Source organism: Methanosarcina sp. WWM596, from assembly GCF_000969965.1.
Lineage (GTDB): Archaea > Halobacteriota > Methanosarcinia > Methanosarcinales > Methanosarcinaceae > Methanosarcina.
The window spans coordinates 130,106-156,085 of sequence record NZ_CP009503.1 but is presented as its reverse complement, the minus strand read 5'-3'; the positions used below and the strand labels follow the sequence as shown (position 1 = coordinate 156,085).

Here is a 25,980-nt window from a genome sequence, read left to right as displayed (position 1 = left end):
TATGCTTTTTCTTCCTGTTGTTCTGTATCCTGTTGTCCTGTATCCTGTTGTTCTGTATCCTGCACTGTTACTTGCCTGCCCATATTTTAATAACTTATCAGCTCAATGCTCAGGGTATGCATATACTTACGGCAGATATAGGTACAGGTACGCAGGATCTCCTGCTCTTTGACTCGGCAAAAGAAGTTGAAAACAGCTTGATAATGGTCATGCCGGCTCCCACACAGGTTACTGCGGAAAGAGTGCGGAGAGTAACAAAGGCAGGAAAGGCGCTTGTACTTACCGGGACCATAATGGGAGGGGGACCCTCGGCATGGGCTGTCCGCACTCACCTGAAAGCAGGGCTTCCTGTGTATGCCACTGAAGAAGCTGCTCTGACCATTCATGACAACCTTGAGAAAGTGAAGGCTTTTGGAGTAAGGATAGTCTCGGAGGAAGAGGCAAAGAAACTTGCAGGTTCAGGGGAGGCGCTGGAAGTTATTATGCAGGACTTTGACCCCTGCGCCGTTTCATGCGCACTTTCAAATTTTGAAGTAAGGATGCCGGAAAATTATGCAGTGGCAGTGCAGGACCACGGAAACGCCCCGGACAAGAGCAACAGGGTGTACAGGTTTGAACTTCTGAAAGAACTTATAGAGAAAGGAGGAAAGCTCGAAAACTTCGTTTACCGCCCCGAAGAAATCCCACGGGCTTTTACCCGCATGAAAGCCCAGGCAGATTCGCTTCTTAAATCCACGACTGTCCTTAAGACACGGGCAGTTTTCATGGATACGGGGCCTGCAGCCGTATTTGGGGCTCTTACCGACCCTGCTGCCGTCCAGCCTTCCATCGTGGTCAATATAGGAAACGGGCATACTCTTGGGGCACTTGTAAATGAAAACAGGATTACAGCTATTTTTGAGCACCACAGTTCCAGCATGAACCCGGAAAAACTCCAGGATTATATAATCAGGCTTGCCGGGGGGACCCTTGGCTTTGAGGAAGTCTTTAATGACGGAGGGCATGGTGCATATATAAAGGAAGCCTCCGGCATTGAACAGGTATGTTCGATAATGATTACCGGCCCTAAAAGGGAGATGCTTGAAAAGCTCCCGGGCTCAGAGGTCAGGCAGGAAATTTCAAAAAAGCTGCATTTTGCTGCACCCTTCGGGAGTATGATGCTTTCAGGCTGCTTTGGGCTTCTTGCAGGATTTTATGAGACATACCCGGAGCCGTCAATAAAATATAAACCACAAAGAGCCGTCAATAAGATATAAACCACAAGAGACCATCAATAAAATATAAACCATAAGAGGCTATCAATAAAACTTATAAACCACCAGAAGCCATCAATAAAACTTATAAACAACTAAGTAGTAGGGATTAAGTCACCTAAGCCCGGGATATATAATATTTAAGGGGCTGTAAAATATCAGGCATGAAATTCCCTATCGGAAAACCTGGAGACTCAGAAGTTTCCTGCCAGAACCCACAAGGGCGGATTTACAGATAAATGTAAATACATGCAGTGATTTCTATATGCACATATCTCATACTGAATGGTTTGCTAAACGATTTTTTGCGAACGTGATGCAAACATTTATATGCGGGAACAAATCCGTTACAACAAATTTCTATTAAAATCATTATCTTTCAGGAGAATCAAGCTAATGGTACGAAAGCCAGGAAGTATGTACAGAAACGTTAGACAGCGCTCATTTACCAGAAAAAAATACATGGGCGGTGTTCCCGGAAGTCAGGTTATTCACTATGACATGGGAGACAAAGCAAATACCTCCTTCCCAATTAAAATTTCCCTGCTTGTAGAAGAAAAATGCCAGATCAGGCACGTTGCTCTCGAAGCAGCCCGTATTACAGCAAACAGGCACCTGAGTGCAGATGCCGGAAAGATGGGCTTTTACATGAAGCTCCGTGTTTACCCCCATGAAGTACTCAGGGAAAACAAGCAGGCAACAGGCGCTGGTGCTGACCGTGTATCCAGTGGGATGCGCAGGGCTTTTGGAAAGAATGTCGGTACTGCAGCAAGGGTAGAAGCAATGCAGAAGATCTTTACAGTGGCAATTGAGAAGCAGAACTTCCAGGCTGCAAAGAAAGCTCTCTGGCACGCTGGACAGAAACTGCCCACCCCCTGCAGAATCGTTATCGATGAAGGCGCAGAACTGGTACAGTAACCGGTAAAGCCGTAAAGATTACAAGGGAGTCTAAAGAATGTATGATTACGAAGAGCTTTTGGATCGTGCAATGGCAAAGATGCCGGACACTGAGACTACTGACGCTCGATTCGTAATCCCTGATCCCAAACTCTTTTCCGAAGGTAAAACCACAATTCTGGATAACTTTGGAAATATTGCAGACACCCTTAACCGGGACCCTGACCACCTGATGAAATATCTCACCAGGGAACTGGGGACTGCAGGGAAGATAGAAGGCACACGTGCAGTCTTCCAGGGCAGGTTTACGAGAGCTCAGATTACAGATAATATTCAGGCATATGTTGACGAATACGTTATGTGTTCGGAATGCGAACGCCCTGATACCCAGCTTGTCAGGGTAGACAGAGTACTTATCCTGAAATGTTCTGCCTGCGGGGCTCACAGACCTGTCAAAAAGAGAAAGGTAAGCAACGTGGTTGTCAGGGATGCTATCGAGGAAGGAGGAACCTACGAACTCCGGATAGATGCCGTTGGGTCCAAAGGTGACGGGATAGCAAAAATCGATAAATATACTGTCTTTGTTCCCGGTGCCGGAAAAGGCGACGTGGTAAAAGTGAAGATAAAGAAAATCAGCGGAAACCTCGCCTTCTCAGAAAGGGCGGCATGAGGTTCAAGCTTTTTTACTAATTAAAGAGGCAGTCCGGACTGACTAAGGATTAATTCAGCCCTCGCGTCCGGACAGCCCAAGTCCTCATTTTCAAGAATGATACATTTTCAAGTATGATACATTTTCAAGTATGATACATTTTCAAGTATGGAGCCTATCCGATAGAGTCGTAAAAGTAGGCAATGTTCAGCCAACATAAAAATTTCAGCGCAAAATTTTGCACTTCATAAATATCCTCCAGTTTTTGGAGTAATTTTCATCAAAACAATTCATTCTTTTCATCCTTTTCTTTCAATTTTTCATTCATTTTACATATTTTATGATGCCAATTGATAGCCACAACTATTCATTGCGATAAATCTTTTTACGTTGACCATAATTTCACTCATTGTTGCTTGTATATTCATCTTTGGAAGTCCCCAATATTTTACCCTCTCCAATCCATGATGTCTTTTCATTTCTCCTTGCTTTGGTTCGATATGAGCTCTTTGTTTCATATCTTCCTTGAAATGATCAGTTTTATTGTATTCTCTTGCTCTTTTTAGTAGCTCATAATGTTGACTGATGGTAATCGTCCTTCTTTAGCCGTCACAGAACAACCTATGTAGAGTTCCTATATGACGTTTTGATTTTCAATAGGAAATCTGCAGAGTATATTCTGATACGGAGACTTAGTGTTCGATATCCAACATAGCTTTGTGTTCAGTATTATATTCAAGCAGTGCCTGTTTTCAAAGAGTTTACGGTCCTCTGAGGCTGGTTTAAAGTTATTTTTCAAATAGAACAGCTACGTTTATCCCGGGAAAAAATAGTGATTTGATGAGTGGTTTAAACCGGAGACGGATTTAAATATTAGACAGTTAAATTAGGAACTCGTAAGAAAATGACCCGTGAGGAAAAATGACTTCTGAAAAAAAAAATGTGTCGGACCCTCCCGCAAGGAACAGAAATATAGAACTTTTCTCCATGCCAGGGCTATCTGTGAACCTTCGGCGGCATGAAGGGAAAGCTCTGAAACTTACAGCAAGCGGACCCCTGAAAGCAGCCTGCAGCCCTATACTGAAAAAGATTAGTTCACGCCTGCAGGAGGAAAAACCGGCTCTTGTACAGGAGGACAGGGTTATTCCTTCAGCATGGCTGCCTCCCATACCAGGCCCCGTTTTCAGGCGTCTCATTTTTGCAGAAATTCAGATATCCCTGGGAAAATACGTTCCTGAAACCGTCTCCATCGAACTCACCCACCAGAACAGTTCAAGGTACCCGCCGGGAACAGCCGTTGACGAACTGGATACAGGCACAATTAAAAGAGTAATAGACGACGCCCTGGAACTTGGCACCTTCATAATCACTTTTACCGAAAATGACCCCCTGCTGCGGGAAGATGTCTTCGAGCTTATCGAGTATGTGGACAAAAGCCGTGCTATAGTGAACTGTTCCACCTGGGGCACGGATTTTTCAAAAGAAACTGCCCTTAAACTGAAAGAAGCCGGACTTCATTCCCTCATGGTTGGTGTTTATTCAACTAATCCCGAAAAACACGATGCTGCCCGAAACTCCGCAGGAGCGTACGCCCGGGCTGTCTCTGCCATAAAAATGGCTCTGGAAGCCGGGCTTCTGGTTGTAATGACAACTCACGCCTCTCCCTCAAACATGCAGGAACTTCCTGCCCTCTATACTCTTGCATCGGAACTCGGGGTTCAGGAGTTTTCAGTCTGGGAAGCAATGCCAAAAACCAGAGGTGAACCTGTGCTTAATGACAGTAACCGGAAAACAATTCTGGAAATGTACCGGAGGATTAACTCGGACCCGAAAGGCCCACGCATGTTTGCAAACACTTATTTTGAAGGCCAGATGATGGGTGCAATGGCAGGCAGGCGCTGGATGCATGTAACCGCAGATGGCGACGTAAAACCAAGCCCTTACCCTCCTTTCAGGTTCGGAAATGTAAAAGAAGTGCCCTTAAAAGAGATCTGGCAAAGGATGAGGAGCTATCCGTATTTCCAGAGGCAGAAAAGTTTGAGCCCTATGCACGACCCTGAGTTTATGGAATTCGTTGACAAGATCCCTGAAGAGGCAAAACTGCCTTATCCTTTTGAAAAGATTTGCGAGAAATAACCTTATTAAGGTTCAGAGACCCATTCAAAACCTGAGACTTTGATAAGGATCTAAACTTTCGGATAGGAGCAAAGCTACATCAATATCATTGAAATATTTCCTTTCAAGAAATGAACCGAAGATGTAGGCTGCATCTACCTCTTTCAATCCGGATAAAATATTTATTATATCTGCTAAAAATAAGCTCTTATCCATCTAATTACAATTGAGCTTTTGAATATATATTTCTGGAGGTTAGAGTCTGTACTTAGAGAAGTTTGAATCTGGTACTTGGAAAAAAATCTCCATCGATAATGTCCCCATTGAAAATAATTTCACTATTTGGTAGTCCATATCAGGAAAATTATCCATATCAGGAAAAAGATAATTGTTTTGGACTTATGTGTTCAAAAAACATAGCAATTGAAGGAAAAAGCACGAATAACTTTCCAAATATCTTTATACATTAAGGCTTCGTTTTTGATAGGAGAGTTACCTCCAAATGACCTTAAGAAAGGAAATATAAAGTAATGTTAATTTCTGGAACTGAATGCCAGAAGATAAACATTTACATATGAGCAGGTATTTTTAAAGAGCAATTTAGCCGGAACGGGATTTATACCCATATTAACGTTACCCTTATTTATGTAGCAAGAAAAAGCTGCCTGCGGCAACATTCCGGAAAAGGCAGCCCCTGAGGGACTTTATGAATACTAAACTTGACCCCTGGAGTTCAAGCAATATCACTGACTATTACAAGTTATTCGAAGAGTTTGGGATTTCTCCTTTTGAAAACGTACTTCCGGAAATCCCGTCCCCGCATATGTACATGCGGAGAAAAGTTATCTTCGGGCACCGTGATTACGAACAGATTGCAGAGGCCATGCGGACAGGTGCCCCTTTTTCAGTAATGGACGGCTTTATGCCCTCCGGAAAGGTTCACCTTGGGCACAAGATGGTCATGGACCAGATCGTCTGGCACCAGGAAATGGGAGCTTCGGCCTTTGTAGGGATTGCAGACAGGGAAGCTTTTTCAGTGCGTGGGTTTTCCTGGCAGAAATGTAAAGAAATCGGGGTAGAAGAATACATATTAAGCCTGATCGCCCTTGGATTCAAACCTGACGGCCTTATTTATTTCCAGTCAGGCTGCGGAAGCGTCAAAGACCTGGCATTTGAACTCGGAGTTAAAGTAAATTTCTCGGAACTGAGCGCCATCTACGGTTTTTCAGGAGAGACAGGCCTTTCCCACATGCTCAGCGTGGCAACCCAGGCCGCAGACATCCTCCAGCCCCAGCTTGAAGAATTCGGGGGGCCAAAACCAGTTGTAATTCCTGTAGGTCCGGACCAGGACCCTCACCTCCGCCTTACAAGGGGGCTTGCAGGCAAGATGAACATGTTCAGAGTAGAGGGGCGGGAAGACGTAAAGACAGGCAGGAAATACCTGAGCGTCCGGGGAAAAACCGCCCAGAAAGATGCTCTTCAGGAGCTCAAGAAACGCATTCCCGGGAAAGTAAAACTCTATGAAGAGCACATTGACGTGCTAGAGTATCCTGATCTTGCAGGGCTTGAAAAGCTTGTCAGGGAGGTAGCGGTCGAGTTCGGAGGCTACGCTTTCATTCCTCCTGCATCCACCTACCACAGATTCATGAGCGGGCTGCAGGGCGGGAAGATGTCCAGCAGCATCCCTGAAAGCCAGATTGCCCTTACGGACGACCCCAAAGAAGGAGAAAAAAAGGTAAAGAAGGCAAAGACCGGAGGCTGTGTAACCCTGGAAGAACAGAAAAAGCTTGGGGGAAAGCCCGAAGAGTGCTCTGTCTTCGAACTGATGCTTTTCCACCTGCTTGATGACGACAACGAACTGCTGGAAATCAAACAGGAATGTATCTCAGGCACAAGGATGTGTGGCTCGTGTAAACAGCTTGCAGCCGAAAAAATGAAAGAATTCCTTAAAGACCATCAGGAAAAGCGGGAACTTGCGCGGGAACAGCTTGATGAGTACAGAATAATCTACAAAAATTAAATTATTCAGAGATCTACAAAAATTAAATTATTCAGAGATCTACAAAAATTAAATTATTAGAGCCTTACCAAATTCCGATAACAAATCAAATTATTATAACAGATCAACTTTTTAATCATTTCAGGAAGATCAGGACGTGATTACAATATGAGTGCTCAGGATAACCTCACAATCAACGAGAAAAAGGTCTTACTCACCCTTGAGGAACTGGGGTCGACCGCCCCCGATAAACTGGAAGAGAAGTCGGGGCTGCAGGTGGATGCGGCAATGCAGGCAGCCTTCATGCTCCAGGAAAAAAAACTTGCTTCCGTTTCCGAAAAAGTGCTCGAACGTTACTCCCTTACAAAAGAAGGAGAAGAATATACGAAAACCGGACTTCCGGAGCGCCAGATAATTGACGCCCTGAAAGCTCCTACCTCTCTTGAAGAACTGAGGAGCCGTTTTTCCCCTCAGATCGTAGGAATTGCAACCGGCTGGCTCGTGAAAAAAGGATGGGCGAAGGTTGAAAACGGAGTTATGGTACCTTCGGGAAAAGCTCCTTCAGGCAAAGATGAAGAAGCCCTTGCAACTTTCGCAGGCAAGGCAAAGACTCTCGAAGAGCTTGCAGCCGATGAAAGGACTATAAAAGACCTGCTCAAGCGCAAACTTGTCATAAAACACGAAGAGAAGTTCAGGACTATTTCCATAACAGGTGAAGGAAGTGTTCTTGCAGCTCAAGGCATTATCCTTGAAGAAGAAATTGCCCAGATCACATCCGACCTGCTGAAGAGTGGCACCTGGAAAGGTAAAAAGTTCAGGCCTTATAGGCTTGACATCACTCCAAAACCCCTCTACGGAGCCAAAATCCACCCTTACAGGCGCCTGATTGAACAAATGCGCCAGATCTTCCTGGAAATGGGCTTTACAGAGATCAAAGGCGGTATCATCCAGAGCTCTTTCTGGAACTTCGATGCCCTCTTCCAGCCCCAGGACCACCCTGCAAGGGACATGCAGGATACCTTCCACCTTGGCAGTACCTGCCAGCTCCCGGCTGAATATCCGGAAAAAGTGGCAGCAATGCACGAGCGCGGAGGAGACATTGATTCCTGCGGCTGGGGAGGGATATGGGACAGGGAACTTGCCGAACGCAATGTACTCAGAACCCATACCACTTCAGTAACCATAAAGTACCTTGCAGACAACCCCGAACCGCCTGTAAAAGCCTTCTGCATTGACAGGGCTTACCGCAGGGAGACGATTGACCCGACCCATACCCCTGAATTCGAGCAGCTTGAAGGCGTGGTTATGGACAAAGACATGTCCTTTGCAGACCTGCTAGGCCTCCTGGCAGAGTTCTACCACAGGATGGGATTCGAAGAAATCCGTTTCCGTCCAGGCTATTTCCCCTATACCGAACCAAGTGTGGAACCTGAGGTTTATGTAGACGGCCTCGGCTGGGTTGAACTCGGAGGTGCAGGCGTTTTCAGAAAAGAAGTCACAGAACCTTTCGGGATCAAAGAACCCGTCCTTGCCTGGGGGCTCGGAGTAAGCCGGCTTGCCATGCTGAAACTAGGGCTTAAAGACCTGAGGCTTCTCTACCAGTCCGACATTGACTGGCTCAGGAAGAGCGAAGTATGCAGGCTCTGAAAACTTAAAGCTAAATATTCAAGCTTTAAAAACTTAAAGCAACTCGTGGGCTGTAAAAATTGCCTGTTTCAACCCGCAGGCAATTCTTTTTTTCATGATTTTGATCTTCCGTTACCAGGATGTTGAGACTTGATGCTCAATTAAAGCATGAGAAGTAAATCCATGAAAGCATGAGAAGTAAATCCATGAAAGCATGAGAAGTAAATCCATGAAAGCATGAGAAGTAAATCCATGAAAGCATGAGAAGTAAATCCATGAAAGCATAAGGAGTAAATCCATGGCTGCCCTCATCCCGAAGTCTTTCTTTTGTTAGAAGATAACTATCCCCACCCATTGGGCTGATGTACTCCGAAGAAGGTAGCTTCTCGTGCCCCCACACTCCAAGAGTTAAAGGCCACTGGTAACCCGTAGTTACTCCGGCGATTGGGCCGATCCGTATATCATTGTCCCGACTCCACCGTCTGTGAAGAGCTCAAGAAGCATGGAGTGGGAAACGCTCCCATTTATGATATGTGCCTTTTCTACCCCACTTTTAACCGCAACCGCAGCACCTTTGATTTTGGGGATCATGCCTCCCCTGATAACTTCTTCCTCAATAAGGGAATCAATTTCATCCAGATTTACGCGGGAAATGCGGCTGCTCAGATCTTTAATATCTCTCAGGAGACCTGAAACATCGGTCATAAGTATCAATTTTTTAGCATGCAAAGACGCTGCAATGTCTCCTGCAACCGTATCAGCATTGATATTTAGGGCATTGCCTTTTGCATCCACAGCAATCGGAGAGATTACAGGAATATAGCCTTTTTCAAGCATTATATGGAGAATTTCCGGGTTTATGACCTCACTTTCCCCGACCCAGCCTATATCCACTTCAGTTTCCACACCGTCGATAAGTACACGTTTTGCAGCCTGTTTATGACCAAGGATCATTCTTCCGTCGTAGCCTGTAAATCCAACCCCTTTGCCGCCGAACATTCCGATAAGGGATACAATTTTAGTATTGATATTTCCGACAAGAACCATCCTTGCAATTTCCATAGTTTCATCATCTGTAATGCGAAGTCCCTGGAAAAACTCAGCCTTCTTGCCCATACGTTCCATTTTTTCAGTTATTTCAGGTCCGCCACCATGCACGATAACAGGTTTGATTCCCACATAACGCAGGAGGACAATATCTTTTATGATATCTTCCATGATCTGGACGCTGATCATTGCGTTTCCACCCACTTTGATAACCATGATTGAATCACAGAACTCCTGCATATAAGGCAGGGCTTCAATAAGCACATTCTCTCTTTTGAGTTCCATCATTTAGGAATCAGAAAATCTCTTTTTAAACTTATCGTTAAACCATACAGGTTATAGCTCAGAGAAATTCTGTAAAAAAAGAAAATATATCCAAATTTCATTAAAAATTTACAAACACATAGGAATAACACATAGGAATAACACATAGGAATTATAGAAATAAGCCAGCCCGGATAGTATAAAATTAAAGAACTGCCCAGGCTAATTCTGCATATGGATATCAAAAAGAAAAAGAAAGAACCCCGGTTTTCAGGGTATGTGAGAAATACAGGTTTACTCGATTTTTTCGATCTTTTCTTTCTTGACAAAGGGCTTGCTGATTTTCTCCGGCATCCAGTCAGGCCTGTTTTTGGGGGCTGCGACAAGTTCCTTCCATGCCTTGAAAACGTGCACCTTCTTTGTCCCGCGTTCTCTGAGGCGGATGACATCCGGTTTGGATTTTGTACCGGCACCCCGGTTTGCAGCTTTCAAGGCAGCCTGCCGAGGCTGTTTTCCAGTGAAAACACCATGCTCATTGCCTTCTTCGTCTCGTAAAACAAAATTTCTTGTGTTGGACATAAAGGTCACCTCGCAAATTGTATTGCTAGACACTGATTAATTTTTAAAGTATATAAAATCTTTCTTCAGAATGTTGCCTATAGTTATTGGTTTATGCAAAATAGCCCTTAATCTGTGCAGGGTATATACACTAAATTTTTAGAGATTGTTGTCAAAATGGGAAATGTTTAAATATTTACTCATTGTTAAAAATATGACCTGAAATAGTATTCAGGAAAGGGTTTTTAGATACTTTTGAAAAAGATATTATATTGTACATTTGGAAAAAAAGCCTGGAAAGCACAAACTTTACATGCTATTACTTCTTATGGTCACTATATTTTTCCAAATGCATATAATAAAATTATGTATTTGTTAAAGATTTATTATGTATTTGTTAAGGATTAATTTTCTAAATCAAAAACAAACTCATCTTTTCACGGATCTGGTTAAACATGGAACAGTGTACTTTCAACCTCCCGGACGTCCAAGCCAGCAAACCAAACATAGCTATCAACCTCACCCGTGTTGGGGTAACAAACATGAAAAAGCTGGTTGAAATCAAACGAAAGGACAAACGTCCGATAGTGCTGATTTCAACTTTTGATGTCTTTGTTGACCTGCCTTCAGACCGTAAGGGAGCAAACCTTTCAAGAAACTTTGAAGCTGGAAACGAGGTACTGGAAAAGATTCTCAGCACACCGGTATATGAAATAGAACAACTGTGCAGCGATATTGCACATAACCTGCTTGGCCGCCATGAATATGCAAATCAGGCTGAAGTAAGGATGAAAAGCGAATATATGATAAGGCGCGCCTCCCCCTCAACAGGAATCAAGTGTCAGGAAGTCGTGAATATCTTTGCCGAAGCTTCGGCTGTAAGAGGTGACGGCGACAAAAACTACTTTGATGTGAAAAAACTCATCGGAGCTGAAGTGGTTGGAATGACTGCCTGTCCCTGCGCTCAGGAGATAATGAGAGATAAGGCTGCAAACGAGCTTGCCAATCTTGGGGTTGACAGGGATACAATTATAAAATTCCTGGAAAAAGTGCCAATGGCTACCCATAACCAGCGCGGAAGAGGCATTATCTCAATCAAGGTAGCTCACGACTTTGACGTTTCCCTTGAGAATATAATCAAGATAATAGAACGCTCTATGAGTTCAAGCATCTATGAGGTTCTGAAACGCTCGGACGAAAAAGTTGTTGTGGAAACCGCACACATGAACCCGAAGTTTGTGGAAGATTGTGTAAGGACAATGGCAGACAATGTTGTAAAAGAGTTCCCGAACCTTCCCGATAATGCGGTAATCACTATCAAACAGATTAATGAAGAGAGCATACACAGGCACAATGCATTTGCTGAGAGGGTGGCTCTCATGGGAGAACTCAGGAGTGAAATCAATCAGTAAAAAACCCGAACTAGTCAACTACCCCTGAGCTAAAATACTCAGGGGCTCCTGATGAGGTTTTACGAAAGAAGGTAACTGATTTTGAGAAATCAGCAAACTTTAAATTCTTTTTTTATGTGTCAAATTTTGAAGCCTCAATTAAGTATTTCAGGGCTTTTTTTGGAGTCATTTACGGTGAGACCACATAAACTTTATTAAAGGACCGGAATAACCTATTATAAGCTATTAAAGAAGGAATAGACTTGCAGGGCCTAAAATGCCAGCGTCCTGGAAGCTCTCGAGGTGAAAGCATGGCTGATGCTGAAGAAATAATAGCAGTAGGGCGCAACAAAAAGACCATCAGAGTGGGAGATGCGGTCAAATACGTAAATAGCGATACCGTTAGCAGGGTTAACGAGATCAAAAAGGACGACCAGGGAAAAGTCTGGGTCCTGCTCGAAAGTACCGACCTCTGGTATAGAGAAGAAACCCTGGAATTTACGGATATCAGACCCACAGAAAAGAGAGAAGAAAGGGAGTATACTGTCGAGGAACTGGAAGAAAGGTTCAGGAAAGATAGAGAAGTAGCTCAAAGCTTCGATCTTGAAAAAATTGGAGGAGGAGGAGGGGCAGGAGGGTAATTCTTCCCGCCTTTACTTTTTACTCAAAAATCATTTTTTATTTTACCGATAAATTTCTTCGTTGACTTTGCATTTCGTTACCTCTTCTGCATTTTTATCCGCTGCGCAAGAATACATTTTCCGCCGTGTCTGCCACCAAGCGGTTTTTGCGGTGTACCAAGGGAGTTCATGCAGCGCGCCATAACAGCCGCACCTCTGGCAAGCCCGTCATCCACAAAGACCACTCTCTCATCGATTTTAGGAGCGAGGTTCATTTTTTCCAGGCAGCTCAGGATTAATTTAGGCTTGTTCCCGGTAATCCCGGCCCTGCCTGTAATTCCAAAAGTTGTATCTTCAAAAATGAGCCCTTCTTTTTTTGCGACCCCTATGAGCCTGCACACCACTCCAGCCATTACCTCATCAATGACAGCATAAACAATCGGAAGACCATGACTTTTGCAGATCTCCAGGCCTATTGCACTCAGCTTTCCCATATCTGAACCGTTTGCTCCTACATCGCATCCGATAAGCGTTACACCTATCTCCTCGGCTGCATCCGGCCTTACAGGAACACTGCCGTACCTCATTCTATCCTTTGGAACTTTTTCAATGATTATGAGCTCATGAATGCGCCTCGCATAATCTTCGATAGCTTTAGCCTTCATCTTCAGAGTGAGGAAAGAAGGCGGCTTCTGGTTCTCAAAAGCTTCCAAAGCGGTTCCTAACTTAGAATCAACGATTTTCGAACCCCGGATAATGGCATCAGGAATTGCACCTGCATAACCGCAGAAGTTTCCAATTGTTTTTGCATATGGCTGGTCCTGGCTTGTGATCCTTCCGTCAAGGGTCGTCCCGAAGTCGATTGAGATGCAGGGGTTCCTGAAATCAACATCAGTCAGTTTAGCCGCTTCCTTTATTCCTGCTGTTGCAAGCTCTCCCTCCATTTCGTTTGCAACAATTTCAACCCCTGTAGAACCAATCGGAGGCGTAACCCCAGCTACAGCCCCATCAAAGACAACTTTTTCCAGGTTACTGTATTTCTGGAGTTTTTTAGAAATATTCGAGATGGACATTGGAGGAGTCATGTTCTTTGGAGGGACACCTCCCAGTAGACACCCTTCTGCCAGGGCTTTGACAAATTCACCCACTTCCTCCGGACTGTCAAAGCCTGCAACGACACCCGTAGAGCGCACCACAAAATGAAGGTCAGTCTTTATGTCCAGGTTGGCTTTTTCCATGGCTTCGGTTAGAGTGCTACTCACCAGTTCTGCAACGGCTTCGCGCGTAAGTTCCACACCTGTAAGTGTCTTTCCAAACACGGTTTCTCCGGGTTTTGGAGGACGGACATCTCGGGTCATGCGCAAGACCTTGTTTATGATGTGGGTCCTTCCAGTTTCCATATTGACGGCTGTAAGGATAGATTTGGTGGTGGTATTTCCTACTTCTACCGAAGCTACGATAAAGAATGGTTTTGACTTGAGGTCAATCAAACGAACCTGAGGAGATTCTGCAATTCTGGGTTTCAGAGCCATTTTTATCCCTTCCTGAGGATCTGTACATAGTTTCAATTGAATCTGCATCCGGTACAGTTGAACTGCCGAAATCTAATTCAATTGAACTTGTACATAGAATGTAATAATAAATTTCATTTTAGAGATTAATTGCTTTTTACAGTTTAATCAAAGGTAATTCAAACTGATTCGAAACTGACTCAAACTAACTTAAACACTATTTAAATCTGGTCGAGTCTAACATAAATGATTCGAAACTGACTCAAACTAACTTAAACACTATTTAAATCTGGTCGAGTCTAACATAAATGAATTGGATACGGCAATTAGAAACCGGATGTTTTGAATATGGGAATATTCAGGAGGTATGTATCTTCAGGATATGATAAAGAGATATGACAAGAACACAATTTACCTGAAGTTTTAGGAAGGTATTAATCAAAGTCTATAATAATCTTTGCTAAAACACTTCAAAGTGCCAGTTTATTTAAGTCTTATCATAACTGATCCATCAGCGCTGGTTTTCACAACTATAATTTATTTTTATCCCTATTCGACTATCCTTATCAATTGTTTTTGTATCCATTTTTTATTGTATTCACTTATCTTCGGGTATCATTTTTGTCATGTACCTTATCATTAATCTCTCTTGATGTGGTACCTTTTCATTTATCCCTTAATGGCAATTTCTACAAAATATTCCCACTTCAAAGAAACGTTTTCAATCAAGCCTAAATTATTTACCTATAAGAATAAATTAGAGCACATAATTATAAAGAGCATAAATTATAAAGAGCATGATTATAATAACGCGCATGACTAGTACACACTTATGAAATATAATAATTAGATAATGAAGAACTGATTAATATATTTTCTTTCAGGAATGACGCATGTAGCGTTTCCTGAGATTCGGAAATAATAATCATCGGAGACCTTTAATGCCGCTAGATCCTATTTGCAAGAAAATTATATCTGACGATACTGAATACTTTTCGGATTACGGGGGAAAACATTACTATTTCTGCAGTACCGAATGCAAGCAGAAGTTCGATGTACTGGAAAAGAGTGTCATCCGGCTCAAGCGAAACCTGAGTGAAAAGGAAAAGATTTCCTTTGGAAAACTGAAAAAAGACATCATAAAACCAGGAATTTGCACCCTCTGCGGAGCCTGTGCAGCAAACTGTGAGTACATAACCATTGAGAACGGTGCGCCAAAACTGGTCGGCCCCTGCAAAGCCTGTGGGGTCTGCTATTACCAGTGCCCAAGGACAATCACCACAGAAGAAGGGCTAATCGGGAGCTTCCGATATGCCTACGCCGCAAAGTCTGCAATTCCCGAAATAAAGAGGCAGGACGGCGGAGCTGTGACCTCTTTCCTTCTATATGCACTGGACGAGGGACTGATAGATTGCGCTGTCGTCACAGCCCGCTCAAAGGAAGAACCCTGGAAACCCATACCCAAAGTAGCAACAACCAGGGAGGAGATTCTTGAGAGCGGAGGAAGCATCTACTCCCACTCAATGACTCTTGAAGCCCTGATGAGCGCAATCAAGCAGGGAAAGCAGAGTATCGCCTTTGTGGGAACGAGCTGCAACATCGACGCCGTCACAAAGATGCAGAAAAGCTCATACGGCTTACTACATCTCTTCATGCGGGCAAAAATTCTGAAACTGGGACTCTTCTGCATGGACACCTTCGCCTATGAAGGGATCAAGGCAGTGCTGGAAATTTATGGGATCACGCTAGAAAATGTAGAGGCCATGAAAATCCGAAAAGGAAAGTTCGAAGTTACACTGAAAAACGGAAAAGAACACGTCTTAGAACTCAGCGATTTCGATGAATACAGGAGTTCATCCTGCCAGTTCTGCACAGACCTAGCCTCTGAAAATGCGGACATCTCCTTTGGCGGAGTCGGCAGCCCCCAGGGCTGGACCACAGTCCTCACCCGTTCAGCCATAGGTTACGAGATCTTCAACGAAGCCGTAGACAACGGTTACATCGAAGCCCGACACCTCACCGACGAAGAACTCGAAAAAGTACTCAACCTGGCAAAGATGAAAAAGGTCCAGATGTATGCATTGCATATGAGGCAGAAAGTGTAAAAATCCAAAATGAAAAGGCAGTCATCTTAAGCAGAAAAAATATATGCCCCGAAATTGGATATAGCCACAGATAAGAGTTTAGGGGATAATTGCAGTGGTCAAACAGTAATAACATGGACAACGCTGCTTTGCGATTTCAGTGAATTATCGATTTCTTCATACTGAACAGGATTGGGAGCAGTTGCACCGCCTCCGAGTGCTACAGGTTCATCCGATTGGATCAAGTACTCTCCTCCTCATTCAGATAGGATCAAGTACTTCCCCCTCATTCAGATAGGATCAAGTACTTCCCCCTCATTCAGATAGGATCAAGTACTCCCTTCCTCTTTCAAATATTATATTTGTGGAAAAATTGAGGTCCTGTTTTGCCAATCTCCCAGTTTCCTTCAAACTCAATCACTTTGTTAGCTTTTGAAGATCGTTCTTTGCTTTTTGAAGAGTCTCACTAAATTGATCCACTGCTACTCTATTTATTATCACTTATTCACCTTGTTCCCGAATATTTGGAATCTTTGGGATTTCAGGGGAATTTCATGAGATTTTCTAAAGCTGATCTACGTAGATGGAAGAATCAATAAATTTGCAGATATGAATTTGCAGAATATTGCCACAGGCATATTTCCAGGCATATTTCCAGGCATATTTCCAGGCATATTTCCAGGCGTATTTCCAGGCGTATTTCCAGGCGTATTTCCAGGCGTATTTCCAGGTGTATTTCCAGGCGTATTTCTAGCCAGTATGAAAATAATTAGCATTGAGTGTAGCAGAAGAATAAATAAGGAGTAATGGTAACTGAATGATTATCAGTATTTCAATTCGATCTGAAAAAAGAGAATATTTACACCAAATTATATTAAAAAATACTTCCCAGCATACCCCCCAAGATGAGATAGGAAGAATATATTTATTTCATAAACTGTTTCTAGTATGCATAATTAACGACATTTTATTCAGGATTATTCTATTTTTGAGGAATTTTAATGATCACAAAAGAGGATGTAGAACACATCGGCTGGCTTGCCCGCATTGAGATCAATGAGCAGGAAACAGTCGAATATATGGAAAAACTTAATTCAGTTTTGGAGTACTTCGGGCAGCTCGATGAGGTGCCGACCGAAGATGTTGCTCCCACATACCATGTTGCTGAGATCTATAATGTATTCAGGGAAGATGTGGTTGAAGAATGCCTCCCGCAAGAAACCGTTCTTGCAAACACCGAACACAAACAGGACGGGGCTTTCAGGGTCCCGAAGATCGGCTGAGGAGATGTTTTGATGGCAAAATGGATGAGTGTTGCACAGGTTAAAGAGAAGATCAAAGAAAGCTCAGTCGAAGAAGTAACAGCCAGATACCTCGAAGCTATCGGAAAGAGCAAAATCAATGGTTATGTAACAGTTTCCGATAAAGCCCTTGAGCAGGCAAAAAAGATCGATGTTGAAGGGCATGAGGGTCCCCTTGCAGGAGTTCCAATCGCAATCAAGGATAACATTTCCGTGGTCGGGCTGACAAACAGCTGCGGCTCGAAAATTCTTGAAGGCTACGTTCCTCCTTTCAATGCTCACGTAATCGAAAAACTTCTTGCTGCCGGAGCCATAGTCCTTGGAAAAACCAATATGGATGAGTTTGCAATGGGCTCATCCACGGAAACCAGCCATTTCGGGCCGACTGCAAACCCCTGGGACCTCGAAAGAGTACCTGGAGGATCTTCCGGTGGCAGCGCAGCGGTTGTTGCGGCAGGAGAAGCCCCTTTTGCCCTGGGATCTGACACTGGAGGATCCGTACGCTGTCCTGCAGCTTTCTGTGGTGTTGTAGGGCTTAAACCAACATATGGGGCAGTTTCAAGGTACGGAGTTGTGGCTTATGCAAACTCCCTTGAACAGGTAGGACCTCTAGCAAACAATGTGGAAGATATAGCAGTCCTGATGGATGTTATAGCCGGTTACGACCGAAGAGATTCCACCTCCATTGATAGTAAAACTGGGTACCAGAAAGCTCTTGTTAACGATGTGAAGGGGCTGAAAATAGGTATTCCAAAGGAATTTTTTGGAGAAGGAATCCATCCGGACGTAGAAAAAGCCGTATGGAACGCTATACACAAATATGAGAGCCTCGGAGCGACCTGGGAAGAGGTCTCGATGCCCAACATAAAATACGCCCTTGCTTCGTACTATATCATTGCAATGAGTGAAGCCTCCTCAAACCTTGCCCGCTTCGACGGAACACGTTATGGGTTCAGGGAAAGCGCCGAAAACTGGCACACAATGGTCTCAAAGACCAGAGCCGAGGGTTTTGGAACCGAAGTCAAGAGAAGAATTCTCCTGGGGACCTATGCGCTTTCTGCAGGTTATCATGACAAGTACTACCTCAAAGCCCTGAAGGTAAGGACACTTGTGAAACAGGACTTTGATAAGGCTCTTTCAGCAGTTGACCTGCTTATGGCTCCGACCATGCCCAACCCTGCTTTCAAGATTGGGGAAAAGATTGAAGATCCACTGACTCTCTACCTCTCGGACGTAAACACCTGTCCGATCAACCTTGCAGGCGTGCCTTCAATTTCCATACCATGCGGCTTTACTGATGGACTGCCTATCGGGCTTCAGATAATGGGCAAGCCTTTTGATGAGCCCGCGGTTCTGCGTGCAGCTTATACTTTTGAGCAGAATACTGATTACCACACAAAGAGACCTCCGGAGGTGGCGTAAATGGTCTATGAAAACCCTGACGGCATAAGGATCGGGCTTGAAATCCACATCCAGCTCAACAAACTTAAGACCAAAATGTTCTGCGGCTGCTCTACCGATTACCACAATGCAGCTCCCAACACCCACACCTGTCCGGTCTGTCTTGGCCTTCCAGGTACACTTCCGGTACTGAACAAAAAAGCCGTGGAAGCAGCAATTAAGGTGGGACTTGCTCTTGAAGGAGAAATTGCAGAAGAGACCCAGTTTCACAGGAAGAACTACTTCTACCCTGACCTTCCCAAAGGTTTCCAGGTAACTCAATACGATTTTCCCATTGTTAGTAAGGGAAAGGTTGTGATCGAAGGAGAGGACGGGGAACATGTAGTCGGAATTACAAGGGCTCACATGGAAGAAGACCCCGGAAAGCTTGTACATATAGGGAGCATCGAGAAGTCCAAAGGTGTCCTTATAGACTACAATAGGTCAGGCATGCCCCTGATTGAAACCGTTACCGAGCCAGATATGAGGAGCCCCAAGGAGGCCAGAAGATTCCTTGACAAGTTCAGAAACATCCTCGAATACCTGGATGTCTTTGACGGAAATCTCGAAGGGGCTATGCGTGTCGATGCAAACGTTTCAGTCTACTGGGGCACCCGTGTTGAGATAAAGAACATCTCCTCCCACAAAGGAGTGGAAAGGGCTCTTCTCTACGAGATTATGCGCCAGAAGAACGTGATCCGCCGTGGTGGTAAAATCATGCTGGAAACCCGCCATTTTGATGAGGGCAGAGGAGTAACAATCTCGATGAGGACAAAAGAAGAGGCAGAAGATTACCGCTACTTCCGTGAACCTGACCTTATGCCCATGCGCGTTACTGGCTGGATTCCTGCAATTAAAGAGACTCTGCCTGAACTTCCTGACGCCAAACGTGCACGCTTCATGGAACAGTACGGCATCACTGATATGCATGCAAGGTCCCTTACTTCCAAGATCATGCTTGCCGACTTCTATGAAAGTGTCTGTGCAACAGGTGTTGACCCGAAGACTGCCGCTACCTGGACAGCCGACGTTTTCCTGGGAGAACTGAACTACCGCGACCTTGCAATCTCTTCTTACGACGGCAAGACAATCGGCTTCATCCACGCAAAAGACCCGGGGATCGAGAATTCCTTCAAGGTCCTGGATATGGTAGAACTGGTCACCCTCTTTGCCGAAGGCAAGGTAAGTGACCGGGCGGCAGTTGAAGTCATCCGCACAATTCTGGACGGGACAGAGGAAAAAACTCCCTCTCAGATCATCGAAGAAAAAGGTCTTTTCAAAGCGGAAGATGACATGGTCACCAGGGCTGTTGCCGAAACAATTGCCGAAAACGCTGCAGCAGTGCAGGACTACCTTGGAGGAGCAGAAAAGTCCCTGAACTTCCTTGTAGGACAGGTAATGAAAAAGACAAAAGGCACGGCAGATGCGAAAACTGCTCGCGAACTGATTGAAAAGGAACTTAAAGGGTAACCCGGCAGGGTTTACCTTTTTAACTACTTTTTTATTGGGTTTCTGGCAGGGATTGCTGAATAAAGAATTGGAGCTTTCTACCCTGCACCTCGGCGCAGTCTCGCCCACTACCCTATAAGAAAATATTATTTAATACAGATCAGGCCTTCGATCTTCGAGAATAGAACCAGTTTGCCTGATTTCTTTTGCCTCTTCCAGATCAATTTCTCCAAGAAGAACACACTCTTCCATACCAGCCTCTGCCAGAATGCGCCCCCAGCCGTCAACAATAAAAGAGCCGCCAGGATAAGTCGAATACCTGTCTTTCCCCACCCTGGTGCAGGCGATATGCGGCAGCTGGTTTTCAAGTGCACGGGAAAGGGACATAATTCGCCAAGGATATATATAAAAATCCGGGATATCGGCAACTGAAACCAGCAAATCTGCTCCCTCAAGGGCTAATTTTCGGGCAACTTCCGGATATCGGAGTTCATTGCAAACTAAAAGTCCTATGGAGAGCCCGTACTTCTGCAGCCTGATAGGAGCTATGCTGTCCCCAGGAGCAAAATATTCCTTTTCCATGCCGTAAAGCTGGACTTTTCGACGGATACCAGTTAGCTTTCCGGATTCGATGCAAAAACCAAGATTGAACTGAGAAGGAGTTTTCTTTTCTAGACATATTGCATCACTTTCTTTCCTTTCTTTCTTTTCGATCATTGAGCCTGAAAGAATACAGCCATGTTCTCTGGAAAAGTCGAGGAGAGCTTCAAGCGTGGGACCAGAGGCGGTTTCAGCCAATTCTTCTATATGGTCATAACAAAAGCCGGTTGAGAAAACTTCCGGAAAGACAAGCAGATCGGCTTCTTTTGAAACTGCTTCTTCTGCCAGAGAGAGGGCACGCTCAAGGTTTTCCTGTTTCGAACAAAGCGAGATATTCATCTGGATACAAGCGGCTTTCATGGTTGTCTTTCATTCCTGCCAATTATAAGGTGTAATTACTTCATTTAGATACTTTATTAAGACATTCTATTTCCTGATTTTAGATTAAGGTTTTTGCACTTCAATATAAAAGTTATACAGCTGGAGACTGAACTCCAGATAGCTACTTCAGGCAGCACCTTGATTATCAAGCTGTACTTCATGTGTCTTCGGTAAAGTGAGGAATCATGATAAATTGCACCTATTTCTACAACAGTTATCTAAAATTTTAATATAATATAGGCTGGAGTAAAGTATCGATTTTAGGTAAAGAGGGCAAAGTTTGAGATCGATTTATGGTACAAAATAGATAGCTTTCGGGCAAGAAAATTCCTTAACCGATGACCAATGAGCTGTACTTTGATTATCAAGCTGTACTTTGATTATATATATATCCAAATATTTGATAGAACAAAAATCTGATAGAACAAAAATCTGATAGAACAAAAATCTGATAGAACAAAAAAATCATGAGAACTTTCCGTAGGAAAAATATAAAGCATGTCAATCTCAAAATAGGCTTGAAGAAAAAAACCGTCTGCAAAAAAAAACCTGAAACATTACTGAATCAAGGACTGACCATAAGGAGGAAAACACCACGGAAGAACCAGCTTCTGATTTTCGATTTCACGCAAGGACCCTTATTTTCAAGTTCCGGGACTTTTTTTTCCCCCGCAGAAAAATCCTGGAAGAGGCAGGGATAAAGCCCGGTTTCAAAATTCTGGATTATGGCTGCGGGTCAGGTTCCTATATCCGTGACGCTTCCGAAATGGTGGGACCTTCAGGAAAAGTCTATGCCCTGGATATCAATCCGGTTGCTGTTGAGATGGTCCGGCACCTGACTTCGATAAAACAGCTGAAAAACATAGAGACTATACTTTCCGATTACGATACCGGCTTGCCCGGCGAGAGCCTGGATATAGTCCTTTTCTATGATACCTATCATACCCTGAACAAGCCAGAAATTGTTATGAAAGAATTGCACCGCGTCCTGAAGCCCGAAGGGACACTTTCTTTTAGCGACCATCACATGAAAGAGGAAGAAATCATGGAAAGGGTAACCCGGAAAAAACTTTTTAAGCTGAAAAAAAAGGGCAAAAAGACATATTCCTTTAAAAAGGACAGCAGTTAATTCAGGTGCAGACGTGTACCTGTTTACTAGGCGTGTACCTGTTTACTAGGCGTGTACCTGTTTACTAGGCGTGTACCTGTTTACTAGGCGTGTACCTGTTTACTAGGCGTGTACCTGTTTATTTATACTGCCAAAAAACAATAAAAAAAGTAAAAGAAAGAAATGAGAGAATCTGAACTCAGGAGAAGCACAAAGCTTAATGGGTCAACAGAATAATTTTCGATAAATTTTCATCGGCTTCTTTTTTATAGATTCAACGTCCATTGCCATCTTATTGAGCTTAAAATAGTCAGATAAAAAGAATAGCCAGATAAGAATGGCTAGATAAAATTAAGGCATGAAGTGAATAACTGGTAATGAGAAAATCTATTTAGTGTTTTGGAGGTTGGTTTGTTGGATTTCTAGAGGTTAGTTAATAGGTAACTTGAGATTTAGGAAGTTGTGAAAAGATTGTTTTTTGATGAGTTATCTGACCCTTTTACAATGTGCTCTTTCCCGATTCATTTTTCGAGTTCATGCTCTTGTTGCCGGGACTACCCCGAGACTTTCCATAATTCTCATTTCCACGGGAGTAATAAACATGCCGTTACCGAACAAAAACCCATGAAAAACGGATTTTTGAGCCTGTTTCTGCACTTTTTCTTTCATATTCTGGATCTCCTTTTCTGGTGTTGCAGTTTCCTGTTCATCACACAGTAAACGGAATGGTATTGCCGTGTTTTAATATAAATAATTTTTGCATAGAACGGACCGATGGCCAGATCTGACAAAAGCCGATCAAAAAATCTATTCAAAAATCTATTCAAAAACCTATTCAAAAACCTATTCAAAAACCTATTCAAAAGTATCAGTTCCCGCAGTTTCGGTTCCTGCAGTTGCAGGACTTTGTTCTGCGAGAATGACTGTTTTTGCCGGGTAGATCACGTATCCCCCATTGCTTCCTTTTCCCACATCAGAGGTCCTGAAATACCACTCTTCCGTAATATTGGTCTTCCTGTCAGCATCGACATTAATTGTTATTGCGTCGGTATTTGACACTACTATCAGGTTTTCAAAAGCCTGGTCTACTTCGAAATTACCAAATTCGTCCCCCGATTCGATGAAAAGAAGTTTATCCTTATCTATCAGCCAGGTGTATTTGAACACTGCAAAATCGGTATCTTCACTTGCAAAAACAGAGTCCTCAAAGATAACAAAGTGAACTACCACTCAGCTAAAGACTGAGTGGCTTCTTGGTTCATTCCTCCCTCTATTGAGGGCAAGTCCCCAAGCTCATCCCCGTAGTCCCTACGGTGTCATAATCCAATTAGATTCTGATCTATGAGAGCGAATTTTTTGATATTGATAGCGGCATTAATGTCTCTATCGTGTTTGGTTTTACAGTCTGGACAAATCCATTCTCTGTCTTTTAGCTGAAGCTCTTTATTGTGGTATCCACACACACTACATAGCTTAGAAGAGGGTTCAAATTGTCCTATTCTCAGGACGGTTTTTCCAAACCATTGAGCCTTATATTCCAACTTTATTACAAAACTACTCCACGCAGAATCACTTATAGCCTGTGCTAAGTGATGATTCTTAACCATGCCTTTAACATTTAGAGTTTCCAGAGCTACAGCTTGGTTTTCGCTAACAAGTCTAAAAGAGAGTTTGTTCTGGAAGTCATTTCTCTGATTTGTTATTTTGTCATGGAGTACAGCAAGTCTTCGTTTAGCTTTTGCCCTGTTCTTAGAGCCTTTCTGTTTCCTTGAGACTCTTTTCTGTAATACTTTGAGCCTTTTAAGAGAGTTTTTCAAGTACTTTGGATTCTCAACCTTTTCTCCTGTTGAAAGGACAGCAAAGTCTTTGATACCTACATCAATTCCTACTGTTGTTGATTCTGTGAAAGCTTCCTTTACTGGAAGTTCTTTTCCATCTTCAACAAGGATACTGATATAGTAATGTCCTTTACATGTCCTTGATACCGTAGCCGTTTTAGGCTCTCCTTCAAACTTCCTGTGAAGAACTGCTTTAATTGGTTCTATTTTTGGAAGCTTGATAGTATTAGTTTCAAAGTTTACAGTGTAGTGTTGAGGTACAGGGAAAGACTGTATCGGATTCTTTTTTTGATTTGAACTTTGGAAACCCTGTTTTCTCTCTAAAGAATCTAGTGAAAGCGGATTCAACCTGCTTAGTCATCCCCTGTAATGATTGAGAGTTAACTTCTCCTAACCACTCATAAGAAGCCTTTAGAGTAGGAATTAATTTGTTTAAGTCAAATCTGGAAATTGATTCCCCTGTCTGCTCATAAGTTTTAATTTTCTGGTCAAGTGCCCAATTATAGACAAATCTACAGCTACCTATATGCTGATTCAATTGAATAGCTTGTGTAGTTGTAGGATAGAGTCTAAATTTGAACGCTTGCATCATACAAAGGTATTATATGCTTTAACAACATATATACTTCTTGGTAAATACGAAGTATGAAACACGGAATCATAGCAAATTTTTGTTAATGTATCATGTTATTTTTGTTTGCAAATACCGAAAAGTCATACTTGAACCAATTAGCGAAGAACTCAAACAGATTATGATTGACATTTCAAAAGAGTCTAACTTTGAAATCCTTGAAATGGAAACTGACAAAGACCATATTCATTTCTTGATCAAGAGTGAGCCGAAAGTTAGCGTTTTGTCAATTGTCAGAAAATTGAAACAAGAATATACTAACAGGTTATGGAAAACTCAAAAAGAATATATGAAAAAGTATTATTGGGGTGAGAATACGTTATGGAGTGATGGTTATTTTGCGTCTACTATCGGAAATGTTAGTAAAGAGGCGGCAGAATATTACATACGGAATCAGGGGTGAAGTTGACGCTTATATCCCCTGAGCTAAAGACTCAGGGGTTTTACGCTTCTTCATATAAATATGTGAAGTATTGTCTCCGAATTCATCATCTGCAGTAAATATCCTGTAATCTACGGTGCCGTCCATGGAAATTACCGCAGTATCCAGTTCCATATCATTATTGTAAAGCAAAAAATAGCATTTGTTGCCATCAAATTAATTCCGTTCAGAGTAAGGCTGTACCCACTTGCAATATCCCAGGTCTCTCCCGCTTTGAGAGTTTTTTGTCGCTCTAATCCTGCTGGTACAGCATCTTAGCAAGATGCGTTGCATCATTGTCAATAGTACTGTAGAGTTTACCAAACAAATATATCATGTAAAGAATGACACCTTTGTTACATTTTCTTCTTCGGAAAACACCTTATACTTCGAAGGGAACTGTTTGGTAGTATAAAAGAGTTCACTCTAATCAATTTTGCTGGCTGCAGGATTATCTTTACCTAGGGCAGAGCTGTTTCCTTTGTCCTCAAAATAAAGGTGCTCTCCGGGCCCACTAACGCAATTACTGTACTTATTTGCATTGAAGACAAAAGCCGGGAAGGTTCTGAAATCCCACGAGATATTCTGAGAATCCGTACTCCCGGTATCAAGAGGAATGCCCCTGATTTCAACCGACGCAGCAGTACACGTTCCTGCCAACGCAAGGATTAAAGTTATCACAAAGATAGCCAGAGCTACAGCGTTAAATCTCTTTAAGTTCATAAAAATTCTCCACTAAAGTCTAATTTTTGTTTTTCTATGTTCAGACCTTTATCATGAAAGCAAAATTCAGGAGA

Annotated in this window: 26 protein-coding genes and 1 pseudogene; 15 read left to right on the top strand and 12 right to left on the bottom strand. The window is 43.1% G+C overall.

Going from position 1 to position 25,980, the window contains the following annotated elements; genetic code table 11:
- Positions 1–116 precede the first annotated feature (116 nt).
- The 3 genes from MSWHS_RS00695 to MSWHS_RS00685 all read left to right on the top strand — a co-directional run bounded on the left by MSWHS_RS00695 (position 117) and on the right by MSWHS_RS00685 (position 2,820).
- On the top strand, positions 117–1,256 hold the full coding sequence (locus tag MSWHS_RS00695) for a DUF1786 domain-containing protein (protein ID WP_048125189.1): 1,140 nt from the start codon (positions 117–119) through the stop codon (positions 1,254–1,256).
- 393 nt (positions 1,257–1,649) lie between these two features.
- Positions 1,650–2,171: a 50S ribosomal protein L16 gene (locus MSWHS_RS00690; RefSeq protein WP_048125188.1), complete on the top strand. Its 522-nt coding sequence runs from the start codon at positions 1,650–1,652 to the stop codon at positions 2,169–2,171.
- Between the two features lie 37 nt (positions 2,172–2,208).
- Entirely contained in the window at positions 2,209–2,820 is a 612-nt protein-coding gene (locus MSWHS_RS00685; RefSeq protein ID WP_048125187.1) for a translation initiation factor IF-2 subunit beta, read from the top strand.
- Between the two features lie 317 nt (positions 2,821–3,137).
- Here MSWHS_RS00685 and MSWHS_RS00680 read toward each other — a convergent pair whose 3' ends face one another.
- The gene (locus MSWHS_RS00680) at positions 3,138–3,386 is read right to left on the bottom strand and encodes a transposase (protein ID WP_231585690.1); all 249 of its coding nucleotides are present in this window, start codon (positions 3,384–3,386) and stop codon (positions 3,138–3,140) included.
- A gap of 334 nt (positions 3,387–3,720) precedes the next feature.
- Here MSWHS_RS00680 and MSWHS_RS00675 point away from each other — a divergent pair, with 334 nt between their 5' ends.
- A complete protein-coding gene (locus MSWHS_RS00675; protein ID WP_048125184.1) occupies positions 3,721–4,935 on the top strand; it encodes a radical SAM protein in 1,215 nt (404 codons plus the stop codon).
- 24 nt (positions 4,936–4,959) lie between these two features.
- Here the strand turns inward: MSWHS_RS00675 and MSWHS_RS00670 are convergent, their stop codons facing one another.
- Complete coding sequence (locus MSWHS_RS00670) at positions 4,960–5,130, bottom strand: nucleotidyltransferase domain-containing protein (RefSeq protein WP_048159516.1); 171 nt, start codon at positions 5,128–5,130, stop codon at positions 4,960–4,962.
- Between the two features lie 490 nt (positions 5,131–5,620).
- On the opposite strand from MSWHS_RS00670, the gene MSWHS_RS00665 reads away from it, so the two are divergent.
- Positions 5,621–6,934, top strand: a complete 1,314-nt coding sequence (locus MSWHS_RS00665; RefSeq protein ID WP_197073999.1) for a tryptophan--tRNA ligase — start codon at positions 5,621–5,623, stop codon at positions 6,932–6,934.
- Positions 6,935–7,081: 147 nt separating this feature from the next.
- Positions 7,082–8,560 carry a phenylalanine--tRNA ligase subunit alpha gene (locus tag MSWHS_RS00660; protein WP_048125181.1) on the top strand — a complete coding sequence of 493 codons (1,479 nt, stop codon included), beginning with the start codon at positions 7,082–7,084 and terminating at the stop codon, positions 8,558–8,560.
- Between the two features lie 411 nt (positions 8,561–8,971).
- On the opposite strand, the gene argB is transcribed toward MSWHS_RS00660, so the two are convergent.
- The gene (argB, locus tag MSWHS_RS00655) at positions 8,972–9,871 is read right to left on the bottom strand and encodes an acetylglutamate kinase (protein ID WP_048130134.1); all 900 of its coding nucleotides are present in this window, start codon (positions 9,869–9,871) and stop codon (positions 8,972–8,974) included.
- Positions 9,872–10,144: 273 nt separating this feature from the next.
- Entirely contained in the window at positions 10,145–10,429 is a 285-nt protein-coding gene (locus MSWHS_RS00650; protein WP_048125178.1) for a non-histone chromosomal MC1 family protein, read from the bottom strand.
- A 434-nt stretch (positions 10,430–10,863) separates the two neighbouring features.
- Here MSWHS_RS00650 and mptA point away from each other — a divergent pair, with 434 nt between their 5' ends.
- Together mptA and MSWHS_RS00640 are read left to right on the top strand one after the other, a co-directional pair.
- A complete protein-coding gene (gene mptA / locus MSWHS_RS00645) occupies positions 10,864–11,820 on the top strand; it encodes a GTP cyclohydrolase MptA (protein WP_048158639.1) in 957 nt (318 codons plus the stop codon).
- Between the two features lie 290 nt (positions 11,821–12,110).
- Entirely contained in the window at positions 12,111–12,440 is a 330-nt protein-coding gene (locus tag MSWHS_RS00640) for a DUF2098 domain-containing protein (RefSeq protein ID WP_048125174.1), read from the top strand.
- A gap of 77 nt (positions 12,441–12,517) precedes the next feature.
- Here the strand turns inward: MSWHS_RS00640 and MSWHS_RS00635 are convergent, their stop codons facing one another.
- Positions 12,518–13,951 (bottom strand): methanogenesis marker 14 protein, encoded by a 1,434-nt coding sequence (locus tag MSWHS_RS00635; protein ID WP_048125170.1) that lies wholly within the window; start codon positions 13,949–13,951, stop codon positions 12,518–12,520.
- A 920-nt stretch (positions 13,952–14,871) separates the two neighbouring features.
- Between MSWHS_RS00635 and MSWHS_RS00630 the strand changes: the two genes are divergently transcribed.
- Complete coding sequence (locus MSWHS_RS00630; RefSeq protein ID WP_048125168.1) at positions 14,872–16,035, top strand: Coenzyme F420 hydrogenase/dehydrogenase, beta subunit C-terminal domain; 1,164 nt, start codon at positions 14,872–14,874, stop codon at positions 16,033–16,035.
- Positions 16,036–16,133: 98 nt separating this feature from the next.
- Here the strand turns inward: MSWHS_RS00630 and MSWHS_RS21860 are convergent, their stop codons facing one another.
- Positions 16,134–16,259 (bottom strand): hypothetical protein, encoded by a 126-nt coding sequence (locus MSWHS_RS21860; RefSeq protein ID WP_255350475.1) that lies wholly within the window; start codon positions 16,257–16,259, stop codon positions 16,134–16,136.
- Positions 16,260–16,629: 370 nt separating this feature from the next.
- Between MSWHS_RS21860 and MSWHS_RS20785 the strand changes: the two genes are divergently transcribed.
- The 4 genes from MSWHS_RS20785 to gatB all read left to right on the top strand — a co-directional run bounded on the left by MSWHS_RS20785 (position 16,630) and on the right by gatB (position 20,225).
- Positions 16,630–16,821, top strand: a complete 192-nt coding sequence (locus tag MSWHS_RS20785) for a hypothetical protein (RefSeq protein WP_197073998.1) — start codon at positions 16,630–16,632, stop codon at positions 16,819–16,821.
- A 194-nt stretch (positions 16,822–17,015) separates the two neighbouring features.
- Positions 17,016–17,297: an Asp-tRNA(Asn)/Glu-tRNA(Gln) amidotransferase subunit GatC gene (gene gatC / locus MSWHS_RS00620; RefSeq protein WP_048125165.1), complete on the top strand. Its 282-nt coding sequence runs from the start codon at positions 17,016–17,018 to the stop codon at positions 17,295–17,297.
- A gap of 12 nt (positions 17,298–17,309) precedes the next feature.
- A complete protein-coding gene (gene gatA, locus MSWHS_RS00615; RefSeq protein ID WP_048125163.1) occupies positions 17,310–18,737 on the top strand; it encodes an Asp-tRNA(Asn)/Glu-tRNA(Gln) amidotransferase subunit GatA in 1,428 nt (475 codons plus the stop codon).
- The gene (gene gatB, locus MSWHS_RS00610) at positions 18,738–20,225 is read left to right on the top strand and encodes an Asp-tRNA(Asn)/Glu-tRNA(Gln) amidotransferase subunit GatB (protein WP_048125161.1); all 1,488 of its coding nucleotides are present in this window, start codon (positions 18,738–18,740) and stop codon (positions 20,223–20,225) included.
- A 129-nt stretch (positions 20,226–20,354) separates the two neighbouring features.
- Here the strand turns inward: gatB and MSWHS_RS00605 are convergent, their stop codons facing one another.
- On the bottom strand, positions 20,355–21,164 hold the full coding sequence (locus tag MSWHS_RS00605) for a carbon-nitrogen hydrolase family protein (RefSeq protein WP_048125156.1): 810 nt from the start codon (positions 21,162–21,164) through the stop codon (positions 20,355–20,357).
- Between the two features lie 577 nt (positions 21,165–21,741).
- On the opposite strand from MSWHS_RS00605, the gene MSWHS_RS00600 reads away from it, so the two are divergent.
- Complete coding sequence (locus MSWHS_RS00600) at positions 21,742–22,314, top strand: class I SAM-dependent methyltransferase (RefSeq protein WP_048125154.1); 573 nt, start codon at positions 21,742–21,744, stop codon at positions 22,312–22,314.
- 513 nt (positions 22,315–22,827) lie between these two features.
- Here the strand turns inward: MSWHS_RS00600 and MSWHS_RS21855 are convergent.
- The 3 genes and pseudogenes from MSWHS_RS21855 to tnpB all read right to left on the bottom strand — a co-directional run bounded on the left by MSWHS_RS21855 (position 22,828) and on the right by tnpB (position 24,723).
- A complete protein-coding gene (locus MSWHS_RS21855; RefSeq protein ID WP_255353707.1) occupies positions 22,828–22,962 on the bottom strand; it encodes a hypothetical protein in 135 nt (44 codons plus the stop codon).
- 186 nt (positions 22,963–23,148) lie between these two features.
- On the bottom strand, positions 23,149–23,523 hold the full coding sequence (locus tag MSWHS_RS00595; RefSeq protein WP_048158637.1) for an S-layer protein domain-containing protein: 375 nt from the start codon (positions 23,521–23,523) through the stop codon (positions 23,149–23,151).
- An 86-nt stretch (positions 23,524–23,609) separates the two neighbouring features.
- Positions 23,610–24,723 (bottom strand): annotated as a pseudogene (tnpB, locus tag MSWHS_RS00590) (IS200/IS605 family element RNA-guided endonuclease TnpB).
- Positions 24,724–24,751: 28 nt separating this feature from the next.
- On the opposite strand from tnpB, the gene tnpA reads away from it, so the two are divergent.
- Positions 24,752–25,165 carry an IS200/IS605 family transposase gene (gene tnpA, locus MSWHS_RS00585; protein ID WP_048129009.1) on the top strand — a complete coding sequence of 138 codons (414 nt, stop codon included), beginning with the start codon at positions 24,752–24,754 and terminating at the stop codon, positions 25,163–25,165.
- Positions 25,166–25,174: 9 nt separating this feature from the next.
- Here the strand turns inward: tnpA and MSWHS_RS19825 are convergent, their stop codons facing one another.
- Positions 25,175–25,318, bottom strand: a complete 144-nt coding sequence (locus MSWHS_RS19825) for a hypothetical protein (RefSeq protein ID WP_156148038.1) — start codon at positions 25,316–25,318, stop codon at positions 25,175–25,177.
- A 291-nt stretch (positions 25,319–25,609) separates the two neighbouring features.
- Positions 25,610–25,906: a hypothetical protein gene (locus MSWHS_RS00580; RefSeq protein WP_048125143.1), complete on the bottom strand. Its 297-nt coding sequence runs from the start codon at positions 25,904–25,906 to the stop codon at positions 25,610–25,612.
- Positions 25,907–25,980: the final 74 nt, after the last annotated feature.

Bases quoted from the DNA above. Each gene is read 5' to 3' on its own strand.
- gatA (WP_048125163.1), top strand. From the start codon at position 17,310: ATGGCAAAATGGATGAGTGTTGCACAGGTTAAAGAGAAGATCAAAGAA.
- MSWHS_RS00605 (WP_048125156.1), bottom strand. From the start codon at position 21,164: ATGAAAGCCGCTTGTATCCAGATGAATATCTCGCTTTGTTCGAAACAG.
- MSWHS_RS00690 (WP_048125188.1), top strand. From the start codon at position 1,650: ATGGTACGAAAGCCAGGAAGTATGTACAGAAACGTTAGACAGCGCTCA.
- argB (WP_048130134.1), bottom strand. From the start codon at position 9,871: ATGGAACTCAAAAGAGAGAATGTGCTTATTGAAGCCCTGCCTTATATG.
- MSWHS_RS00640 (WP_048125174.1), top strand. From the start codon at position 12,111: ATGGCTGATGCTGAAGAAATAATAGCAGTAGGGCGCAACAAAAAGACC.
- MSWHS_RS19825 (WP_156148038.1), bottom strand. From the start codon at position 25,318: ATGGAACTGGATACTGCGGTAATTTCCATGGACGGCACCGTAGATTAC.
- MSWHS_RS00685 (WP_048125187.1), top strand. From the start codon at position 2,209: ATGTATGATTACGAAGAGCTTTTGGATCGTGCAATGGCAAAGATGCCG.
- MSWHS_RS00695 (WP_048125189.1), top strand. From the start codon at position 117: ATGCATATACTTACGGCAGATATAGGTACAGGTACGCAGGATCTCCTG.
- MSWHS_RS21855 (WP_255353707.1), bottom strand. From the start codon at position 22,962: ATGAAAGAAAAAGTGCAGAAACAGGCTCAAAAATCCGTTTTTCATGGG.
- MSWHS_RS00635 (WP_048125170.1), bottom strand. From the start codon at position 13,951: ATGGCTCTGAAACCCAGAATTGCAGAATCTCCTCAGGTTCGTTTGATT.
- MSWHS_RS00630 (WP_048125168.1), top strand. From the start codon at position 14,872: ATGCCGCTAGATCCTATTTGCAAGAAAATTATATCTGACGATACTGAA.
- MSWHS_RS00660 (WP_048125181.1), top strand. From the start codon at position 7,082: ATGAGTGCTCAGGATAACCTCACAATCAACGAGAAAAAGGTCTTACTC.
- mptA (WP_048158639.1), top strand. From the start codon at position 10,864: ATGGAACAGTGTACTTTCAACCTCCCGGACGTCCAAGCCAGCAAACCA.
- gatB (WP_048125161.1), top strand. From the start codon at position 18,738: ATGGTCTATGAAAACCCTGACGGCATAAGGATCGGGCTTGAAATCCAC.
- MSWHS_RS00580 (WP_048125143.1), bottom strand. From the start codon at position 25,906: ATGAACTTAAAGAGATTTAACGCTGTAGCTCTGGCTATCTTTGTGATA.
- MSWHS_RS00665 (WP_197073999.1), top strand. From the start codon at position 5,621: ATGAATACTAAACTTGACCCCTGGAGTTCAAGCAATATCACTGACTAT.
- MSWHS_RS00650 (WP_048125178.1), bottom strand. From the start codon at position 10,429: ATGTCCAACACAAGAAATTTTGTTTTACGAGACGAAGAAGGCAATGAG.
- MSWHS_RS00675 (WP_048125184.1), top strand. From the start codon at position 3,721: ATGACTTCTGAAAAAAAAAATGTGTCGGACCCTCCCGCAAGGAACAGA.
- gatC (WP_048125165.1), top strand. From the start codon at position 17,016: ATGATCACAAAAGAGGATGTAGAACACATCGGCTGGCTTGCCCGCATT.
- MSWHS_RS00670 (WP_048159516.1), bottom strand. From the start codon at position 5,130: ATGGATAAGAGCTTATTTTTAGCAGATATAATAAATATTTTATCCGGA.